This window comes from Cupriavidus sp. H39 (assembly GCF_050271075.1).
Lineage (GTDB): Bacteria > Pseudomonadota > Gammaproteobacteria > Burkholderiales > Burkholderiaceae > Cupriavidus > Cupriavidus necator_B.
Genome location: NZ_CP189848.1, coordinates 1,874,815 through 1,891,358 on the forward strand (window position 1 = coordinate 1,874,815; position 16,544 = coordinate 1,891,358).

The 16,544-nt window shown below is 68.7% G+C and carries 18 protein-coding genes; 7 read left to right on the forward strand and 11 right to left on the reverse strand.

Annotated elements, in window-relative coordinates; all coding sequences use genetic code 11:
- Positions 1-34: 34 nt before the first annotated feature.
- From ACOCMH_RS24130 to ACOCMH_RS24140, 3 genes are all read left to right on the forward strand, one after another.
- Complete coding sequence (locus tag ACOCMH_RS24130) at positions 35-883, forward strand: class II aldolase/adducin family protein (protein WP_427309367.1); 849 nt, start codon at positions 35-37, stop codon at positions 881-883.
- A 61-nt stretch (positions 884-944) separates the two neighbouring features.
- Positions 945-1,847: an SDR family oxidoreductase gene (locus ACOCMH_RS24135; RefSeq protein WP_427309369.1), complete on the forward strand. Its 903-nt coding sequence runs from the start codon at positions 945-947 to the stop codon at positions 1,845-1,847.
- A gap of 52 nt (positions 1,848-1,899) precedes the next feature.
- Positions 1,900-2,847 carry an alpha/beta fold hydrolase gene (locus ACOCMH_RS24140; protein WP_427309371.1) on the forward strand — a complete coding sequence of 316 codons (948 nt, stop codon included), beginning with the start codon at positions 1,900-1,902 and terminating at the stop codon, positions 2,845-2,847.
- 42 nt (positions 2,848-2,889) lie between these two features.
- Here ACOCMH_RS24140 and ACOCMH_RS24145 read toward each other — a convergent pair whose 3' ends face one another.
- A complete protein-coding gene (locus ACOCMH_RS24145) occupies positions 2,890-3,411 on the reverse strand; it encodes an O-acetyl-ADP-ribose deacetylase (protein ID WP_427309373.1) in 522 nt (173 codons plus the stop codon).
- Between the two features lie 89 nt (positions 3,412-3,500).
- Complete coding sequence (locus tag ACOCMH_RS24150; protein ID WP_427309375.1) at positions 3,501-4,649, reverse strand: iron-containing alcohol dehydrogenase; 1,149 nt, start codon at positions 4,647-4,649, stop codon at positions 3,501-3,503.
- A 346-nt stretch (positions 4,650-4,995) separates the two neighbouring features.
- Between ACOCMH_RS24150 and ACOCMH_RS24155 the strand changes: the two genes are divergently transcribed.
- From ACOCMH_RS24155 to ACOCMH_RS24165, 3 genes are all read left to right on the forward strand, one after another.
- Positions 4,996-6,009 carry an alpha/beta hydrolase gene (locus ACOCMH_RS24155; RefSeq protein ID WP_427309376.1) on the forward strand — a complete coding sequence of 338 codons (1,014 nt, stop codon included), beginning with the start codon at positions 4,996-4,998 and terminating at the stop codon, positions 6,007-6,009.
- A 79-nt stretch (positions 6,010-6,088) separates the two neighbouring features.
- Complete coding sequence (locus ACOCMH_RS24160) at positions 6,089-7,072, forward strand: tripartite tricarboxylate transporter substrate binding protein (RefSeq protein ID WP_427309377.1); 984 nt, start codon at positions 6,089-6,091, stop codon at positions 7,070-7,072.
- Between the two features lie 121 nt (positions 7,073-7,193).
- A complete protein-coding gene (locus ACOCMH_RS24165) occupies positions 7,194-7,631 on the forward strand; it encodes a YbgC/FadM family acyl-CoA thioesterase (protein ID WP_427309379.1) in 438 nt (145 codons plus the stop codon).
- A gap of 113 nt (positions 7,632-7,744) precedes the next feature.
- On the opposite strand, the gene denD is transcribed toward ACOCMH_RS24165, so the two are convergent.
- The 7 genes from denD to ACOCMH_RS24200 form a co-directional block, all read right to left on the reverse strand.
- Positions 7,745-8,719, reverse strand: coding sequence for a D-erythronate dehydrogenase (denD, locus tag ACOCMH_RS24170; protein ID WP_427309381.1), 975 nt, complete (start codon positions 8,717-8,719; stop codon positions 7,745-7,747).
- A gap of 26 nt (positions 8,720-8,745) precedes the next feature.
- Positions 8,746-9,528 carry a 2-oxo-tetronate isomerase gene (gene otnI / locus ACOCMH_RS24175; RefSeq protein ID WP_427309382.1) on the reverse strand — a complete coding sequence of 261 codons (783 nt, stop codon included), beginning with the start codon at positions 9,526-9,528 and terminating at the stop codon, positions 8,746-8,748.
- 26 nt (positions 9,529-9,554) lie between these two features.
- On the reverse strand, positions 9,555-10,919 hold the full coding sequence (locus tag ACOCMH_RS24180; protein WP_427309384.1) for an MFS transporter: 1,365 nt from the start codon (positions 10,917-10,919) through the stop codon (positions 9,555-9,557).
- A gap of 139 nt (positions 10,920-11,058) precedes the next feature.
- Complete coding sequence (locus ACOCMH_RS24185; RefSeq protein WP_171514531.1) at positions 11,059-11,712, reverse strand: aldolase; 654 nt, start codon at positions 11,710-11,712, stop codon at positions 11,059-11,061.
- Entirely contained in the window at positions 11,712-12,983 is a 1,272-nt protein-coding gene (gene otnK, locus ACOCMH_RS24190) for a 3-oxo-tetronate kinase (RefSeq protein WP_427309387.1), read from the reverse strand. Before otnK ends, ACOCMH_RS24185 begins: the two co-directional genes overlap by 1 nt.
- Positions 12,984-12,995: 12 nt before the next feature.
- Positions 12,996-13,889, reverse strand: a complete 894-nt coding sequence (gene ltnD / locus ACOCMH_RS24195; protein ID WP_427309389.1) for an L-threonate dehydrogenase — start codon at positions 13,887-13,889, stop codon at positions 12,996-12,998.
- Positions 13,890-13,937: 48 nt separating this feature from the next.
- Positions 13,938-14,672, reverse strand: a complete 735-nt coding sequence (locus ACOCMH_RS24200) for a FadR/GntR family transcriptional regulator (protein ID WP_427309391.1) — start codon at positions 14,670-14,672, stop codon at positions 13,938-13,940.
- Positions 14,673-14,891: 219 nt separating this feature from the next.
- Here ACOCMH_RS24200 and ACOCMH_RS24205 point away from each other — a divergent pair, with 219 nt between their 5' ends.
- Positions 14,892-15,317, forward strand: a complete 426-nt coding sequence (locus ACOCMH_RS24205; RefSeq protein ID WP_427309393.1) for a GNAT family N-acetyltransferase — start codon at positions 14,892-14,894, stop codon at positions 15,315-15,317.
- A gap of 10 nt (positions 15,318-15,327) precedes the next feature.
- On the opposite strand, the gene ACOCMH_RS24210 is transcribed toward ACOCMH_RS24205, so the two are convergent.
- Together ACOCMH_RS24210 and ACOCMH_RS24215 are read right to left on the reverse strand one after the other, a co-directional pair.
- On the reverse strand, positions 15,328-16,155 hold the full coding sequence (locus tag ACOCMH_RS24210; protein ID WP_427309395.1) for an NRDE family protein: 828 nt from the start codon (positions 16,153-16,155) through the stop codon (positions 15,328-15,330).
- Between the two features lie 85 nt (positions 16,156-16,240).
- On the reverse strand, positions 16,241-16,531 hold the full coding sequence (locus ACOCMH_RS24215) for a DUF4936 family protein (protein WP_012352764.1): 291 nt from the start codon (positions 16,529-16,531) through the stop codon (positions 16,241-16,243).
- Positions 16,532-16,544: the final 13 nt, after the last annotated feature.

The following is a 16,544-nucleotide window of genomic DNA, read 5'->3' on the forward strand; positions in this document are numbered from 1 at the left end:
CGCTGGACCCAACACAGGAACACAGGAGACACCGATGAATGCCCCGCAAGCCCCGCAAATCCAGAGTGCCGACGAGATCGGCGCCGGCCTGCCCGAAGCGGTCAAGGCGCGCTACCGCAACCTGCCGCAGCCGCCGCAGTTCGCCACCGCCGCCGAAGAGCGCCTGCACCGCAAGCAGCGCCTGGCGGCGGCCTTCCGGCTATTTTCGAAGTTTGGTTTCGATGAAGGCGTGGCCGGCCATATCACCGCGCGCGACCCCGAGTTTACCGATACCTTCTGGGTCAATCCCTTCGGCGTGCATTTCAGCCAGGTCAAGGTCTCGAACCTGATCCGTTGCGATCACCACGGCGACGTGGTCGAGGGCGACTACCCGGTCAATGCCGCGGCCTTCGCCATCCATTCGCGCGTGCACCAGACCCGCCCCGACGCGGTCGCGGCCGCGCATTTGCACAGCACCTATGGCCGCGCCTGGTCGACGCTCGGCCGCCCGCTCGATGCGCTGACGCAGGACGTGTGCGCCTTCTACAACGACCACGCGGTCTATGACGACTTTGGCGGCGTGGTGGTGGAGCTGGACGAGGGCCAGCGCATCGCCAACGCGCTCGGGCAGAACAAGGCCGCGATCCTGCAGAACCACGGCCTGCTGACGGTCGGCAAGACCGTCGACGAAGCGGCGTGGTGGTTCATCACCATGGAACGCTCGTGCCAGGTGCAGCTGCTGGCCGAAGCCGCCGCGGCGCGCACGCAGGCGCCGCTGAAGGTGATTGCCGACGCCGCCGCGCGCCAGGCCTATTCGATCGTCGGCACGGCGCAGGCGGGCTGGTTCCAGTTCCAGCCACTCTATGCCCGCATCGTCAAGGAACAGCCGGACCTGCTGGACTGAACCGCATGGCCGCCATGCGGCCCTGCCATTCCCATTCGACTCAAGCGACAGGACAGACCCCATGAAGGATTTCTCCAACAAGGTGGCCGTCATCACCGGCGGCGCCTCGGGCTTCGGCAAGGAATTTGCCCGTATCGCCGCGGACCTCGGCATGAAGCTGGTGCTGGCCGATGTGCAGGAAGACGCGCTGGACGCGACCGTCGCCGAATTCCAGGCCCGCAACGTGCCCGTGATCGGCTTGCGCACCGACGTCTCGCGCGCCGAGCAGGTGCAGGCGCTGGCTGACGCCGCCATCGAGGCCTTCGGCCAGGTCAACCTGCTGTTCAACAATGCCGGCGTCGGCGCGGGCGGCCTGCTCTGGGAGAACTCGGAGAAGGACTGGGAATGGGTGCTGGGCGTCAACCTGTACGGCGTAGTGCACGGGGTGCGCATCTTCACGCCGCTGATGCTGGCCGCCGCGGACAAGGACCCGGCGTTCCAGGGGCATATCGTCAACACCGCGTCGATGGCGGGCTTGCTGAATCCGCCAGCGATGGGCGTGTACAACGTGTCCAAGCATGCCGTGGTGGCGCTGACCGAAACGCTGTACCAGGACCTGGGCCTGGTGACGCAGCAGGTGCGCTGCTCGGTGCTGTGCCCGTATTTCGTGCCGACCGGCATCAGCCAGTCGCAGCGCAACCGGCCCGCGGACCTCGCCAACCAGGCCCCGCCGACGCGCTCGCAACTGGTATCGCAGGCCTTGTCCGACAAGGCGGTCGGCTCGGGCAAGGTGACCGCGGCCGAGGTGGCGCAGCTGACCTTCGATGCCATCCGCGACGAAAGCTTCTATATTTATTCCCACCCCCAGGCGCTCGCCCCCGTGCGCCAGCGCTTCGAGGATATCGTCGGGCAGCGCAATCCCGGCGATCCGTTTGCCGACAAGCCCGAGGTCCGCGCGGGCCTCGTTGCCGCGTTGCGCGGCTGACCGGCGTTCGCCAACCCCGGCCAGCACCACGCCACAACGAGGAGGACCGCATATGGAGAACAACATGGCAGCCCCCGCCGCCGTGATCCGCCACCTGCAGTACGCCACGCTGCCCAACGGCACCCGGCTGCACTACGCCAGCGCCGGCGAGCGCGGCAAGCCGCTGATGCTGTTCGTGCACGGCTTTCCGGAATTCTGGTTCGAATGGGAGGCGCAGCTGGCCGAGTTCGGGCGCACGCATTTTGCCGTGGCGCCCGACCTGCGCGGCTTCAACCTGTCCAGCAAGCCCGCCGACGTGAACGCCTACCGGCCGCGCCATATCGTCGAAGACCTGGTGCAGCTGGTCAGCGCGCTCGGCTATGACCAGGCCGTGGTAGTGGCGCACGACTGGGGCGGGGCAATCTGCTGGAACCTGGCGATCCAGTTCCCGCAGCTGGTGCGCCAGCTCATCATCGTCAACTCGCCGCACCCGTACCTGTTCGCGCGCGCGCTCGCCACCGACCCGGCGCAGCAGGCCGCTTCGGCCTACATGAACTGGCTGCGCAAGCCGGGCTCGGAACAGGCGCTGGCGGCCAACGACTTCGCGCTGCTGGACCGGATGCTGTCCGGCGACGACGGCAAGCCGGCGCCCTGGTACACCGCGCAGACGCGCGCCAGGTACCACGCCGCGTGGTCGCAGCCTGGCGAAGGCGACGATGCCGGCGTGCATCCGCTGACCGGCGGCGTCAACTTCTACCGCGCCTCGCCGATGCATCCGCCGGGCGAGGGCGAGCCGCCGCCCGATATTTCGCGGCTGGACCCGGCCGCCTTTGTGGTCAGGGTGCCGACGCTCGTGATCTGGGGCGAGCGCGACCGCGCGCTGCCGAAGTCGCTGGTGGACGGGCTGGCCGATTTCGTGCCCGACCTGCGGCTGGAGCGCATCCCCGAGGGCACCCACTGGGTGATCCACGAGCAGCCGGAACGGATCAACCAGCTGATCCGCAGCGCCCTGCCGGCCTGACCGAAGCGTGCGGCGGAAATGGCCGCCGCACGCGCTTTACTTTCAGGTCAGGCGCTCGCGGTAAAGCCGGTAGTTCTCGTCGTCGAAGCAGACGAAGGTGACCTGCTCGATCTCCGGGGCGCCGGCCAGTGCCTCGCGCACCGCAGCGATGGCGATATCCGCCGCGCGTTCGCGCGGGAAGGCATAGATGCCGGTGCTGATGTTGGGGAAGGCCAGCCTGCGCAGGTGGTGCTGCGCCGCCAGCCGGATGCTGTTGCGGTAGGCATTAGCGAGTTGCTCGTCCTCGCCCTGGCCGCCGCCGTGCCACACCGGTCCGACCGCGTGGATCACGTAAGGCGCCGGCAGGCGGCCGCCGGTGGTGATCACCGCCTCGCCGGTGGGGCAGCCGCCCTGCGCGTCGCGGATCGCGCGGCAGGCCTCCATGATGGCGGGGCCGCCGGCCCCGTGGATGGCCCCGTCGACGCCGCCGCCGCCCAGCAGGCCGCTGTTGGCCGCATTGACGATGGCATCGACTTCCATCCGGGTGATATCGCCATGGACTACCTGCAAGTGCTCGCCGCTCATGTTGTCTCCTGCGCTGTGGAGGGAGGGCCGCCGGACAGCCGCTTGGTCGGGTCCGACCGGCGGAAAGCCGCTGGGTGCTACGCGGTGTGCTACATGGACTGCTCAAGCATACGCCGATAATCCGCGGCGCTGGCTTCTTTCGGGTTGGTCTTGTGGCAGTGGTCGAGCAGCGCGCCGGCAATCACCTTGTCGAACATGTCTTCCGTGACGCCCATCTGGCGCAGGCCGGTGGGCAGGCCCAGGCGCGCGGTCATGTCGTGCACCGCCTGCGCGAGATCGGCGCCGTCGGGCAGGTGCATGGCCCGGCGCAAGCGCGCATAGCGGTCGTCGCGCACCACCGTCGGCGCATCGGCATTGAAGCGCAGCACCGCGGGCATCACCACCGCGTTGAGGGTGCCATGGTGCAGGCCGGTGCGGCCATCGATCTTGAGCCCGCCGAGCGGGTGCGACAGCGAATGCACGCAGCCCAGCCCCTTCTGGAACGCCATCGCGCCCTGCATCGACGCGCTCATCATGTTCAGGCGCGCATCGCGATCACTGCCATCGCGGGTGGCGCGCTCGATATGGCCCCAGCCGCGCTCCAGGCCGTCGAGCGCGATGCCGTCCGCGGGCGGGTTGAAGGCGGGGGCGAGGAAGGTCTCGATGCAATGCGCGATCGCGTCCATGCCGGTGGCGGCGGTCAGGCCCGCGGGCAGCCCAAGCGTCAGTTCCGGGTCGCACACGGCCGACTTGGGCAGCAGGTGCCAGGAGTGGAAGCCCAGCTTGCGGCCGTCGTCGAGGATGATGATGGCGCCGCGCGCCACTTCGCTGCCGGTGCCCGAGGTGGTGGGCACCGCGATCAGCGGCGCCGCCTTGTCTGTGATCTTGCCGCTGCCACCCTCGATGGTGGCATAGGTGGTCAGCTCGCCCTCGTGCGTGGCCAGGATGGCGATGCCCTTGGCCAGGTCGATCGACGATCCGCCGCCCACTGCCACCAGCCCGTCGCAGCCTTGCTCGCGGTACTGCGCGGCGGCCTTGCGCACCATGGCCTCGGTCGGGTTCGACGGGGTCTCGTCGAAGACCGCCACCGGCAGGCCCTGCATCGCATCGACGGCGCGCTGCGCCACGCCGGCGGCGACCACGCCCTGGTCGGTCACCAGCAGCGGGCGGCGGATGCCGATGCGCTCGCATTCCGACTTGAGCACGCTTACCGCGCCGAAATCCAGGTGGATATGGGTCAGATAGTAGATGAACGCCATGTTTGCTTGTCTCCTGCGGGGATCCGCCGCGAAATCGTTTGAATTCAGGCTTGGCACCGGGCCTGGGATAGGGGCTCGCCACGTGCGCCGTCTTGGGGTTCAATGGGACTGGTGCACGGTTTCCGCCGGCCCCTCGCATCGCGCCAGCCGATCATCGCGCAAAAACTTGCCGCGTGGCAGGCCGGGCAGGACTTTTCGGGGTTATCTCGGACTGCCGGGGCACGGAAACATCTGGCATCATACTAAAATCGAACGATCGTTCACTATTCGAACTTCTCCCGATGCGGGCATCGCGCCAGGGCTTGTGCGCGGTGCCCGCGCCGGGTCTGGAACCGCTTCACGCCCCATGTCAGCCGTACCGTCTTCCCACCCCGCCACACCAGGCCTGCCGGACAGTCCGCTGGATCCGCAGATGGCAGCGCTGCTGGCCTTGATCGCGCGCGCCAAGCGCCCGCCGATCCACGCCATGGATCCCGAAGACGCCAAGATTGCCTACGAGAAAAGCGCGCCCATCCTGGACATCAACCCGCCGCCGGTGCATACCGCGGAAGACCTGCTGGTGCCGGCGCGCGACGGGCACGCCATCCCGGTCAGGCTGTACACCCCGCGCGAGGCCAGCTGGACCGAGCCGCTGCCGCTGCTGGTGTACTTCCACGGAGGCGGCTTCACGGTCGGCAGCGTCGATTCGCATGATCCGCTGTGCCGCCTGCTGTGCGGGCAGGCCGACTGCATGGTGCTGTCGGTGGATTACCGGCTGGGGCCCCAGTGGCGCTTCCCGACGGCGGTCAACGACGCCTTCGACGTGCTGCACTGGGTCTTCGCCGAGGCCGACAGGCTGGGCGCCGACCCGGCGCGCATCGGCCTGGGCGGCGACAGCGCCGGCGGCACGCTGGCCGCCGCGTGCGCGGTCGAGGCCCGCGATGCCGGCCTGGCCCCGGTGCTGCAGCTGCTGATCTATCCCGGCACCTGCGCGCGCCAGGATACGCCGTCGCACCGAGCGCTGGCCGACGGCTACCTGCTGACGGCGGACATGATCCGCTGGTTCTTTGCCCAGTACCTGGACCAGGACGCCAGCCGCGACGACTGGCGCTTTGCCCCGCTCGACGGCGGCGGCACCGGCGCCGACGTGCGTGGCACCTGCCCGGCCTGGATCGCCGTGGCCGGCTACGACCCGTTGCATGACGAGGGCGTGGCCTACGCCGCGAAGCTGCGCGCCGCCGGTGTCGCGGCGACGCTGGCGGACTACCCCGGCATGATCCATGATTTCTTCAAGTTGGGCCGGTTCGTGCCGGCGGTGGCGCAGGCGCACGCCGACGCCGTTGCCGCGCTGCGCGCCGCGTTCGGCGCATCGCCGGACTAGACCGACTCGCGGTCGAGCCATCCCGGCCTCGACCTGCATTTTTTCAGCAGTGACTTGCAGCACAAGGAGACAGAGTCAAATGCAACGCCGCCACTTCCTCGCCCGCGCGGGCATCGCCGCCGCCACCGCGGCACTGGGTCTTGCCGCCGTGCCCGCCCAGGCACAGGCCGACAAGTTCCCGCAGCGCCCGATCCGCCTGGTGATCGGCTACACCGCCGGCGGCTCCACGGATATACCGTTCCGCGTGCTCGCGGACAATGCCTCGAAGATCCTGGGCCAGCCCGTGATCGTCGAGAACAAGCCGGGTGCCGGCGGTGTGCTGCCGGCGCAGATGATGCAGAGCACCGCGCCGGACGGCTATACGCTGGCGCAGGTCGCCATGCCGGTCTACCGCCTGCCGTACACCACCAAGATCAACTGGGATCCGGTCAAGGACCTCAGCTACATCATCAACCTGGCCGGCTATTCGTTCGGCCTGGTGGTGCCGGCCGATTCGCCGATCAAGACCATGCAGGACTACATTGCCTACGCCAAGGCCAACCCGGGCAAGCTGACCTACGGCTCGCCGGGCTCCATGACCACGCTGCACCTGACCATGGAAGAACTGGCGATGAAGCAGGGCGTGCAGTTCTCGCACATCCCCTACAAGGGCAATTCGGAATCGATGCAGGCCCTGCTGGGTGGCCACGTGATGTCGGTGGCCGACACGCCCGCATGGGCGCCGTACGTGGAGCAGGGCAAGCTGCGGCTGCTGTCGACCTGGGGCGAGAAGCGCTCGGCGCGCTTCCCCAACGTACCGACGCTGAAGGAACTGGGCATGGGCATCGTACAGACCTCGCCGTTCGGCCTGGTGGCGCCCAAGGGCACCGACCCGAAGATCGTGCAGAAGCTGCATGACGCCTTCAAGAAGGCCATGGAAATGCCCAACTACCGCGAGTCGCTGGCCAAGTTCGACATGGAGCCGTACTACATGAACCCCCAGCAATACGCGCAGTTTGCCGCCGACACCGTCAAGAAGGAAAAGGCGATCATCGAAAAGCTGGGACTGGCCAAGCCGCAGTAATCCCCCGATCATCCGCCAAATTGCGTGCATCCAGGCCGCCGCGCCTGCCGGCCTTGCCCCGGCGGGCGCGGCGGCCTGATGCCTTGCACGGTCCGGGACCATCAACAAGGAGAGCAGGCCAATGGCCAAAGAAGAGTTCCGCCACAGCATCCCGCTGCGCGTGCGCTGGTCCGAAGTCGATCCGCAATCGATCGTGTTCAATGCGCACTACCTGACGTATTGCGATATCTGCGTGACCGAATACTGGCGCGCGCTGGGCATCCGCTATCCGGAAGACGTGCTGCACGCGCACGGCGTCGACATCTTCGTGGTGAAGTCCATGCTGGAATACCACGCCTCGGCACGCTTCGACGATGCGCTCGATATCCGCGGCCGCATGGCGCGGCTGGGGCGGTCCAGCATGTTGTTCCGGGTGGAGATGTATCGTGGCGACGAGCACCTGATTACCGGTGAAATCGTCTATGTGTGCGCGGATCCGGCGACGCAGAAGTCGGCGCCGATCCCGGGGGTGGTGCGCGAGGTGATCGAGGGGTATGAGGTGGTGAAGCCGGCTGCGTAAGGATTCGCAAGACACCTTCAAATCCCGCTTGTTTGCTCCCCTCTCCCGCTTGCGGGAGAGGGGACCGGCCCTCAGCCATTGACAGGCTGTAGCAGTAGCTGAGCGAGATAAGCTTACTTCCCCACCCCCACATCCTCCATATAAGCCCGAATCACGTCATCGAAACTCGCGTCGCTCTCGAACCCCAGCGCCAGCGCCCGCTCCGCATTCCACGCCGCCGGCCACGTGCCGACGATGTTCTCGACGCGCTCCTCGCGTTGCCACGTCACCAGATCCGCCACCGCATCGCCTGCCACGCGGCGCAGCGCGTCGACCATGCCCGCGGCGGTGACCGACAGGCCGGGCAGGTTCACCACGCGGCGGTTGCCCAGCCGCTCGCCCGCCAGTTCGATGCCATTCACCAAGGCCGCCACCGCGGCGCGCGGCGACAGCAGCCACAGCCTGGTGTCGGGTGCTACCGGGCAGTTGGCCGCCACGCCCGACAGCGGCTCGCGGATGATGCCGCTGGCAAACGACGAGGCCGCCGCATTGGGCTTGCCGGGGCGCACGCTGATGGTGGGCAGGCGCAGCACGCGGCCGTCGACAAAGCCGCGGCGGCTGTAGTCCGACAGCAGCAGTTCGCCGATGGCCTTCTGCACGCCGTACGACGATTGCGGGTTCAGCGCGGTGTCGTCCTGCACCACCGGCGGCAGCTGGCCGCCGTAGACCGCGACCGAGCTGGTGAACAGCACGCGTGGCTGGTGGCCCAGCGCGCGGCAGGTTTCCAGCAGCGCGCGCGACGCGTCCAGGTTGACGCGCATGCCGAGCTCGAAATCGGCCTCGGCCTGGCCGCTGACCACCGCGGCGAGGTGGAACACGGCGCCGGTATCGGTGTCGAGCGCCTGGCGCAGTACCGCCGGGTCGGACAGGTCGCCGGTGACCACGCGCACGCGCGCATCGTCCAGGCCTTGTGGCGCCACCACGTCCAGCAGCGTCAGGCGCTGGATCGCCACGGGCTGGCCGTCGAGGTTCAGGGTGCCGCGTTGCAGCAGCAGGCGGGCCAGTTGCAGGCCGAGGAAGCCGGCGCCGCCGGTAATCAGTACGTTCATGGCAAGAGAGCTTTGATGGTTTGGGATCAGCGGCCCAGATAGGGTTTGAGCCAGCCCAGGCCGGCCGACGTGCCGGCGCGCGGGCGGTACTCGCAGCCGATCCAGCCGGCATAGCCGAGTGCGTCGATGACGTCGAACAGGTACGGGTAGTGCAGCTCGCCCAGGTCCGGCTCATGGCGCTCGGGCACACCGGCAATCTGGATGTGGCCGATGCCCGCGAAGTCGCGCCTGAGCTTCATCGCGACATCGCCCTCGACGATCTGGCAGTGGTAGCAGTCGAACTGGACCTTCAGGTTGGCCGCGCCGACTTCCTGGCAGATTGCCTGTGCATCGTCCTGGCGGTTGAGGAAGTAGCCAGGCATGTCGCGCGTGTTGATCGGCTCGATCAGCACCGTCACGCCTTGCCTGGCCGCTGCCGTGGCCGCGAAGCCAAGGTTTTCCAGATAGGCGGCGCGGCAGCGGGCGGGGTCGGCATCGGCGGGGACCAGGCCGGCCATCACATGGATGCGGTCGTTGCCGATCACGCCGGCGTATTCCAGCGCGCGCCCGATGGTGCCGCGGAATTCCGCCTCGCGTCCCGGCAGGGCGGCCAGGCCGCGCTCGCCCGCGGCCCAGTCGCCCGGCGGGGCATTGAACAGCGCCTGCGCCAGGCCGTTCGCGTCGAGGCGCGCGCGCAGCTCGGCGGCGGGATGCTCGTACGGGAACAGGTACTCCACGGCCTGGAAGCCGTCCGCCGCGGCGGCGGCAAAGCGGTCCAGGAAGGCGTGCTCTTGGTACATCATCGACAGGTTGGCGGCAAAGCGCGGCATGGGAACTCCAGAAGCAAGAAGCGGGTTCAACGATTGACCAGTTTAGCGGGCGTCAGCCACACCAGCACGGCGCCGACCAACAGGATCGCCGACAGCACGTACATCGGCAGCTGGGTGCTCTGGGTCAGGTCCTTCAGCGCGCCCACCATGTAGGGCGACACGAAGCCCGCCAGGTTGCCCACCGAATTGACCACCGCAATGCCGGACGCCGCGGCGATGCCCGACAGGAACGACGTGGGCAGCGACCAGAACAGCGGCGCGCAGGTCAGCACGCCCGCGGCGGCCAGCGACAGCGCGGCGATGGCCACGGTCGTGTTGTCGGTGAACGACGCGGCGATGGCAAAGCCCGCAGCGCCCATCAGCGCGGGCACGATCAGGTGCCAGCGGCGCTCGCGGCGCGCATCGGCGCTGTGGCCGAGGATGTTCATGACCACCACCGCGCACAGGAACGGAATTGCCGACAGCAGGCCGATGTTGAGGTTGCCGGTCACGCCGCTGGACTTCACCAGCGTCGGCATCCAGAAGGTCAGCGCGTACTGGCCGGTGACGAAGCAGAAGTAGATCAGGCACATCCACCACACGCGGCGATCGGCGAACACCGCGCCCAGCGAGTGGCCATGTCCGGTGCCGGCGGCGGCGCCGGCATTGCGCTGGTCTTCCTCGATATTGCGCTTGAGCACGCGCTTTTCGTCGGCGTCCAGCCACGGGGCCTTGTCGATGCCGTCGCGCAGCACGAAGATCGTGACGATGCCGACCACGAAGGCGGGCAGCGCCTCGAGCAGGAACATCCACTGCCAGCCGCGCATGCCGTGGGTGCCGTTGAACGCGTCCATGATCCAGCCCGACAGCGGGTTGCCGAACATGCCGGCGATGGGAATCCCCGACATGAACAGCGCGATCATTTTCGCGCGGCGGTTGGCCGGGAACCAGTAGGTCAGGTACAGGATCACGCCGGGATAGAAGCCGGCTTCGGCCAGGCCCAGCAGGAAGCGCATCACGTAGAACTGCGTCGGCGTCTTCACGAACAGGAACAGCGCCGAGATGATGCCCCACGTGATCATGATGCGCGCGATCCAGATGCGCGCGCCGATCTTGTGCATCAGCAGGTTGCTGGGCAGCTCGAACAGGAAGTAGCCGATGAAAAACAGGCCGGCGCCGAGGCCGAACACGGTTTCGGAGAAGGCCAGGTCCTGGCCCATCTGCAGCTTGGCAAAGCCGACGTTGACGCGGTCGAGGTAGGCGACCACGTAGCACAGCATCAGGAACGGCATGATGCGCCAGAACACCTTGTGGTAGGCGCGTTTCTCGATCGCGGCGTCGCTGTCCAGCCGGGCGTTGCCGCCCAGGCTGTCGAAGGCGGGCACGCCGGCCGCCGGTTGGTTGGATGGCATCGGTGGTCTCCGGGTATGGTGGTGGGTCTTGTCATGGCGGCCACGCGCAAAGTGCAGGCGTGCGCGTCCCCCGCGCGGTGGCCGGGGCCGCCGCGCCAGGATCAGGCCGTGGGTTGTCAGGGAAACAGCGGGGCTGGTGCTACCAGCGCGCCTGGAAGGCGTCGCGCAGTTCAGCCAGGGCGCTGTCGGGCAGCGCCGCGCGGGCGGCAAAGCCCGGCACGTCTTTCATCGTCATCCATAGCTTGGCGGTCTCCTCCAGTTCTTCCAGCGCGAACGCGGCGCGCGAAACGCTGGATTCCCACACCACCGGACCCAGGCGCTCGAGCAGCACGCCGCGCACCTGCGCGGCCAGCGTGGCCACGCGCGCGGCCACCGCCGGATCGCCGGGGCGATGGTAGGGAATCAGCGGGATATGGCCGACCTTCATCACGTAGTAGGGCGTGAGCGGCGGCAGTACGTCGTCCGGTTGCCAGACACCGGCCAGCGTCAGGGCCACGAGGTGCGTCGAGTGCGTATGCACCACGGCGTGCGCCCCGGGGTTGTTGTCGTAGATGGCGCGATGCAGCGTCAGCGTCTTCGACGGCTTGTCGCCCGAGACCCAGCTGCCGTCGGTGGCCACCTTGGCCACCGCGGCCGGATCCAGCATGCCCAGGCAGGCATCGGTCGGCGTGATCAGCCAGCCGTCGTCGAGCCGCGCGCTGATATTGCCGGCCGAACCCACGGTATAGCCGCGCTGGTACAGGCTGGCGCCGATGCGGCAGATCTCTTCGCGCAGCTTGTTTTCCGTATGCATCAGCGGCCCCCCAGTTGGCGCAGGGCTTCGTCGAAGAAGTCCGGGCCGCCGAAGTTGCCCGACTTGAGCGCCAGCGCCAGCGGCGCGGCGTCCAGCGTGACAGTCGCCGGCACGCCCGGCGCGATCTGCGCGCCGATGCGCAGGGCGCGCACCCCCAGCGCCTGCACCACCGCGCCCGAGGTCTCGCCGCCCGCCACCACGAAGCGCCGCGTGCCGCGTGCCTTCAGCCCGGCGGCGACCGCGGCCAGGCATTGCTCGACCAGGTGGCCGGCGCGCGCCACGCCCAGCTCGGCCTGCACGGCCTTGACTTCGTCGGGGCTCGAGGTGGCATAGACCAGCACGGTGGCGTCATGCGCGGCGGCAAAGGCGAGGGCAGCGTCCGCCACCGCCTCGCCGCGAGCCAGCGCGAGCGGATCGATGCGCAGTGCCGGCCGGCCTTGCTCCAGCCAGCGTGCCACCTGGCTGTTGGTCGCGCGCGACGCGCTGCCCGCCAGCACCACGCCGTGGCCGTCGATGGCCGGCACCGCGTCGGCGTCGGTGCGCTGCGGCAGCAGGCCGGCGCGGCGGAAGTTCTCGGGCAGGCCCAGCGCGATGCCGGAGCCGCCGGTGACTAGCGGCAGGCCGGCGCAAGCCTCGCCCAGCGTCAGCAGGTCCGCGTCGGAGACTGCATCGGCAATCGCCATGCGCACGCCGTCGCGGCGCAGTGCGGCGATGCGCTCGGCGGTGGCCTGCGCGCCGCGCGCCACCGCGTCGTAGCGCAGCAGCCCGACCTGGTTCTTGCTCTGGCGCTGCAGCACGCGCACCAGGTTGGCATCGGTCATCGGCGTCAGCGGGTGGTGCTCCATGCCCGATTCATTCAGCAGCGCATCGCCGACGAACAGATGCCCGCGGAAAATGGTGCGGCCGTTTTCGGGGAAGGCCGGGCAGGCGATGGTGAAGTCGCTGTCCAGCGCCGCCAGCAAGGCCTCGGCCACCGGGCCGATATTGCCGGCATCGGTCGAATCGAAGGTGGAGCAGTACTTGAAGACGAACTGGCGGCAGCCCTGCGCCCGCAGCCACTGCAGCGCGGCCAGCGACTCGGCCACGGCCTGGGCCGCGGGGACGGTGCGCGACTTCAGCGCGACCACCAGTGCGTCGGCTGCGCCGATATCGGCGGCCGATGCGGGCACGCCGATGGTCTGCACGGTGCGCATGCCGTTGCGCACCAGCGTGTTGGCCAGATCGGTGGCGCCGGTAAAGTCGTCGGCGATACAGCCAAGGAGGGCGGTCATGGTCGTGGCTCCTTATTCGGCCTGGCCCGGCAGCGCGATGCCCGGGAAGATCTTGATCACCGCCGAATCGTCCTCGCCGCCGTGGCCGGCGGTCGAGGCCATCATGAACATCTGGTGCGCGGCCGCCGACAGCGGCAGCGGGAATTTGCTGGTGCGCGCGGTGTCGAGCACCATGCCCAGGTCCTTGACGAAGATGTCGACCGCCGACAGCGGCGTGTAGTCGCCCTTCAGGATATGCGGCACGCGGTTCTCGAACATCCACGAGTTGCCCGCGCTGTGGGTGATCACGTCATAGAGCGCGTCCGGGTCAACGCCTTCGCGCAGGCCCAGCGCCATCGCTTCGGCGGCCGCGGCGATATGCACGCCGGCCAGCAGCTGGTTGATGATCTTGACCTTGGAGCCGGCGCCATGCGCGGCACCGAGGCGATACACCTTGCCGGCGATGGCGGCCAGCACGTCCTCGGCCAGCGCATAGGCTTCGGCGGGGCCGGAGGTCATCATCGTCATCTCGCCACTGGCAGCGCGCGCGGCCCCGCCCGAGACCGGCGCGTCCAGCATCAGCAGGCCCTGCGCGGCCAGCCGGCGGCTGAGCGCCTGGGCGAACTCCGGCGGCACCGTGGCGCTGGCGATCACCAGCTTGCCCGGCTGCATCGCGGCCGCGGCACCGTCGGCGCCGAACAGCACCGCCTCGGTCTGCTGCGCGTTGACCACCAGCGTCAGCACCACTTCGCAGCGGCTGCCTAGTTCGGCGGGCGAGGCGCAGGGCACGCCGCCGGCATCGGCAAAGCGCTGCAGCACTTCGGCACGCAGGTCGCAGGCGTGCACGTTGAAACCGGCCCGCAGCAGCGACTGCGCGACACCAAAGCCCATGGCACCAAGGCCGATGACGCCGATATTCCTGGACATAAGGACTCCCTGAAACAGATACGGATGATTCGATGCGGGCGTGGCGCGTCAGTTGGTCGCGCCGTGCGCGGTGCCGCTTTCGTCGGCGCCCAGCTGGGCCAGCCGGCGCGCGGCGTTGTACATGTGGTTCTGCGCGGCATTGCGCGCGGCCAGCGGATCGCCGGCGCGGATGGCGGCGACGATGGCCTGGTGTTCCTCGCGCACCTGGCGCGAAAAGTCGGCGCGCCGCGCTTCGTTGGTGCGGGTCACGCGCGTGGCGGCTTCCAGGTACTGGCTCAGGAACGCCAGCGTCTTGAGGAAATACGGGTTGCCGGTGGCCTCGGCGATGGCGCGGTGGAAGGCCACATCCTCGGCCACGCCGTCGCCGCCGTGCGCCACCTCGTCTTCCAGGCGCGCCAGCGCGGCGTCGATCGCCGCCATCGACGCGTCGGTGCGGCGCCGGGCGGCCTGCGCAGCCACTTCGGCCTCGATCGCGCGGCGCAGCTCGACGATCTGCAGCACCGACTCGAGCGTGCCGGTGTCGGTGTAATCGATCCGCAGTGGCCGGATGCCGGCCTGCAGCGTCACGAACACGCCGCTGCCCTGGCGCGACTCGACCACGCCTTCGTATTTCAGCCGGGAGATGGCCTCGCGGACCACGGTGCGGCTGACGCCGAACTCTTCGGACAGCACCGCCTCGGTGGGCAGCTTGTCGCCGCGGGCGAAGGCGCCGTTCTGGATCTTGTCCAGCAACTGTTCGGCAACGTTGTCGGTGAGGGCGCGGGCTGGGACTTTCTGGAACATGGCAGCTTCCCGGGTCATTCGGTAATCAGGTCATCATACAAATTTGCTATACGGCTGCCGACCCCAGGTAAACCCTGGGATGGTGCAAGTGCCCTGCAACGTGCGGACGGTGCTCCACATCGGTGCGTCTGCGGTGCGCCATCCGCTGGCGTATCATTGGCGCCCGTCCGTGCACGTGGCGCGGACGCGCTTCCTCTACAGCTGCCTGCTTTCACCGCCATGCCCACCGTCCTGATCTGCCCCTGGTCCGAAGCCCGCGATCGCGCGCGCGCCATCCGCTACACCGTCTTTGTCGAAGAGCAGGGCGTGCCGGTGGAACTGGAATGGGACGAATGGGACGAACCCAGCTGGCACGCGCTGGCGCTGGCCGAGGACGGCACGCCGGTGGCTACCGGCCGGCTGTTGCCCGACGGCCATATCGGGCGCATGGCGGTGCTCAAACCGGCGCGAGGCACCGGCGTCGGTGCGCTGGTGCTGGACGCGCTGATGCGCAAGGCGGAACAGCTGGGTTACCCGGAGCTGGTGCTCAACGCGCAAACGCACGCGGCGCCGTTCTATGCGCGCGTGGGCTTTGCGCAGGTGGGGCCGGAATTCGAAGAGGCGGGCATCCCGCACGTGGAGATGCGCAAGCGCCTGGCGGGATAAGGCGCGGCCGTCAGCGCGGGGCCGGCACGATACCGGTGTCGCGCGACAGGTTCAGCGTGCCGTGGTAGGCCACCTCGCCGATGCGGCCGTCGGCGTCGAAGCTGCGCTCGCTCAGGTCGAAACGGCCATCGTGGCGCACCCGCAGTACCGTGCTGGCGCGCGTGCCGTACATCGGCGAGCGGATAAAGGCGGACGACAGCAGCTTTTCCCAATCCGGCGCCACGCCGGTGGACGGCAGTTCGAAATCCGCGGCCTGGCGTTCGTCGGCCAGCATCTGCAGGTACGGCTCGGCGCTGGCATTGGGCTGGCCGCTGTCGGCGGCCAGTACTTCGGCCAGCGCGCCGACGCGGCTGCGCACCTTGGGCCAGGGCGTATCGAGCAGCGCGTTGGACAGGCCGTACAGCCCCGGACGCAGCCGTTGCGGCTGGCGCGACGCCGAGCGGTTGCTGTACCACCACAATTCGCGCAGGTCGCTCGCCAGCAGGTTGAAGCCGTTGTAGGCGCCGTCTTCGCCGGCGAGGCCGTCCAGGTAGTCGAAAGGCGCCGCGTGGCCGCGCAGGAAGCCTGCCACCAGCTCACCGCGCGAACGCGCATCGGTGCGTTTTTCAGACGGGGCGCGGTAGTTGGTCAGCGCGGCAAAACGGCCGTCGGCGTTGACGCCCATCCAGGTGCCGGGCTCGCCGATGACCTCGGCGAGGTCGCGGCCGGCCAGCACCTGTGGCGCATCCTGCCACCAGTGCGCGGCCGCCGCGGGGCGGGCATAGAATTCATCGCGGTTGCCGGCCACGACCAGGGCATAGTCCGGGTGGGATTGCCAGGCAACCAGGATCAGACACATCGCTTTGCTTCCTTTGCCGCGGGGCTTGCCGCGCCAGCGGCCCCCGCGTACTTCAGTCCGACGGCGCCCACAACCGCAATAGCGCCTACAGCACGTCCAGGTCGATAAAGTGTTCGGCCCGCCGCTCGCCTTCGACCCACTGGTCCAGCCCGCTCTGGCGCCACAGCCCTTCGAGCGTGGCATCGAACGCAGGCGGCACGTCGGCGTAGCACTCCATCCAGGTCTGCACGCCGGCGCGGGTTTCCGGCCTGCGCATCAGCGTACCACCAATTCCGGTGGCTTCGGCGACCGTCTCCATCCAGCGGTGCCAGTGCGGCAGCGCCTCGGCGGCGACGGCTTCCGGGACACGGAAATAGACGTACAGGTGATCGCTCATGGCGCGTCCTGTG

Excerpts from the sequence above, each read along its gene's own strand:
- ACOCMH_RS24130 (WP_427309367.1), top strand. The coding sequence starts at position 35 with ATGAATGCCCCGCAAGCCCCGCAAATCCAGAGTGCCGACGAGATCGGC.
- ACOCMH_RS24135 (WP_427309369.1), top strand. The coding sequence starts at position 945 with ATGAAGGATTTCTCCAACAAGGTGGCCGTCATCACCGGCGGCGCCTCG.
- ACOCMH_RS24140 (WP_427309371.1), top strand. The coding sequence starts at position 1,900 with ATGGAGAACAACATGGCAGCCCCCGCCGCCGTGATCCGCCACCTGCAG.
- ACOCMH_RS24145 (WP_427309373.1), bottom strand. The coding sequence starts at position 3,411 with ATGAGCGGCGAGCACTTGCAGGTAGTCCATGGCGATATCACCCGGATG.
- ACOCMH_RS24150 (WP_427309375.1), bottom strand. The coding sequence starts at position 4,649 with ATGGCGTTCATCTACTATCTGACCCATATCCACCTGGATTTCGGCGCG.
- ACOCMH_RS24155 (WP_427309376.1), top strand. The coding sequence starts at position 4,996 with ATGTCAGCCGTACCGTCTTCCCACCCCGCCACACCAGGCCTGCCGGAC.
- ACOCMH_RS24160 (WP_427309377.1), top strand. The coding sequence starts at position 6,089 with ATGCAACGCCGCCACTTCCTCGCCCGCGCGGGCATCGCCGCCGCCACC.
- ACOCMH_RS24165 (WP_427309379.1), top strand. The coding sequence starts at position 7,194 with ATGGCCAAAGAAGAGTTCCGCCACAGCATCCCGCTGCGCGTGCGCTGG.
- denD (WP_427309381.1), bottom strand. The coding sequence starts at position 8,719 with ATGAACGTACTGATTACCGGCGGCGCCGGCTTCCTCGGCCTGCAACTG.
- otnI (WP_427309382.1), bottom strand. The coding sequence starts at position 9,528 with ATGCCGCGCTTTGCCGCCAACCTGTCGATGATGTACCAAGAGCACGCC.
- ACOCMH_RS24180 (WP_427309384.1), bottom strand. The coding sequence starts at position 10,919 with ATGCCATCCAACCAACCGGCGGCCGGCGTGCCCGCCTTCGACAGCCTG.
- ACOCMH_RS24185 (WP_171514531.1), bottom strand. The coding sequence starts at position 11,712 with ATGCATACGGAAAACAAGCTGCGCGAAGAGATCTGCCGCATCGGCGCC.
- otnK (WP_427309387.1), bottom strand. The coding sequence starts at position 12,983 with ATGACCGCCCTCCTTGGCTGTATCGCCGACGACTTTACCGGCGCCACC.
- ltnD (WP_427309389.1), bottom strand. The coding sequence starts at position 13,889 with ATGTCCAGGAATATCGGCGTCATCGGCCTTGGTGCCATGGGCTTTGGT.
- ACOCMH_RS24200 (WP_427309391.1), bottom strand. The coding sequence starts at position 14,672 with ATGTTCCAGAAAGTCCCAGCCCGCGCCCTCACCGACAACGTTGCCGAA.
- ACOCMH_RS24205 (WP_427309393.1), top strand. The coding sequence starts at position 14,892 with ATGCCCACCGTCCTGATCTGCCCCTGGTCCGAAGCCCGCGATCGCGCG.
- ACOCMH_RS24210 (WP_427309395.1), bottom strand. The coding sequence starts at position 16,155 with ATGTGTCTGATCCTGGTTGCCTGGCAATCCCACCCGGACTATGCCCTG.
- ACOCMH_RS24215 (WP_012352764.1), bottom strand. The coding sequence starts at position 16,531 with ATGAGCGATCACCTGTACGTCTATTTCCGTGTCCCGGAAGCCGTCGCC.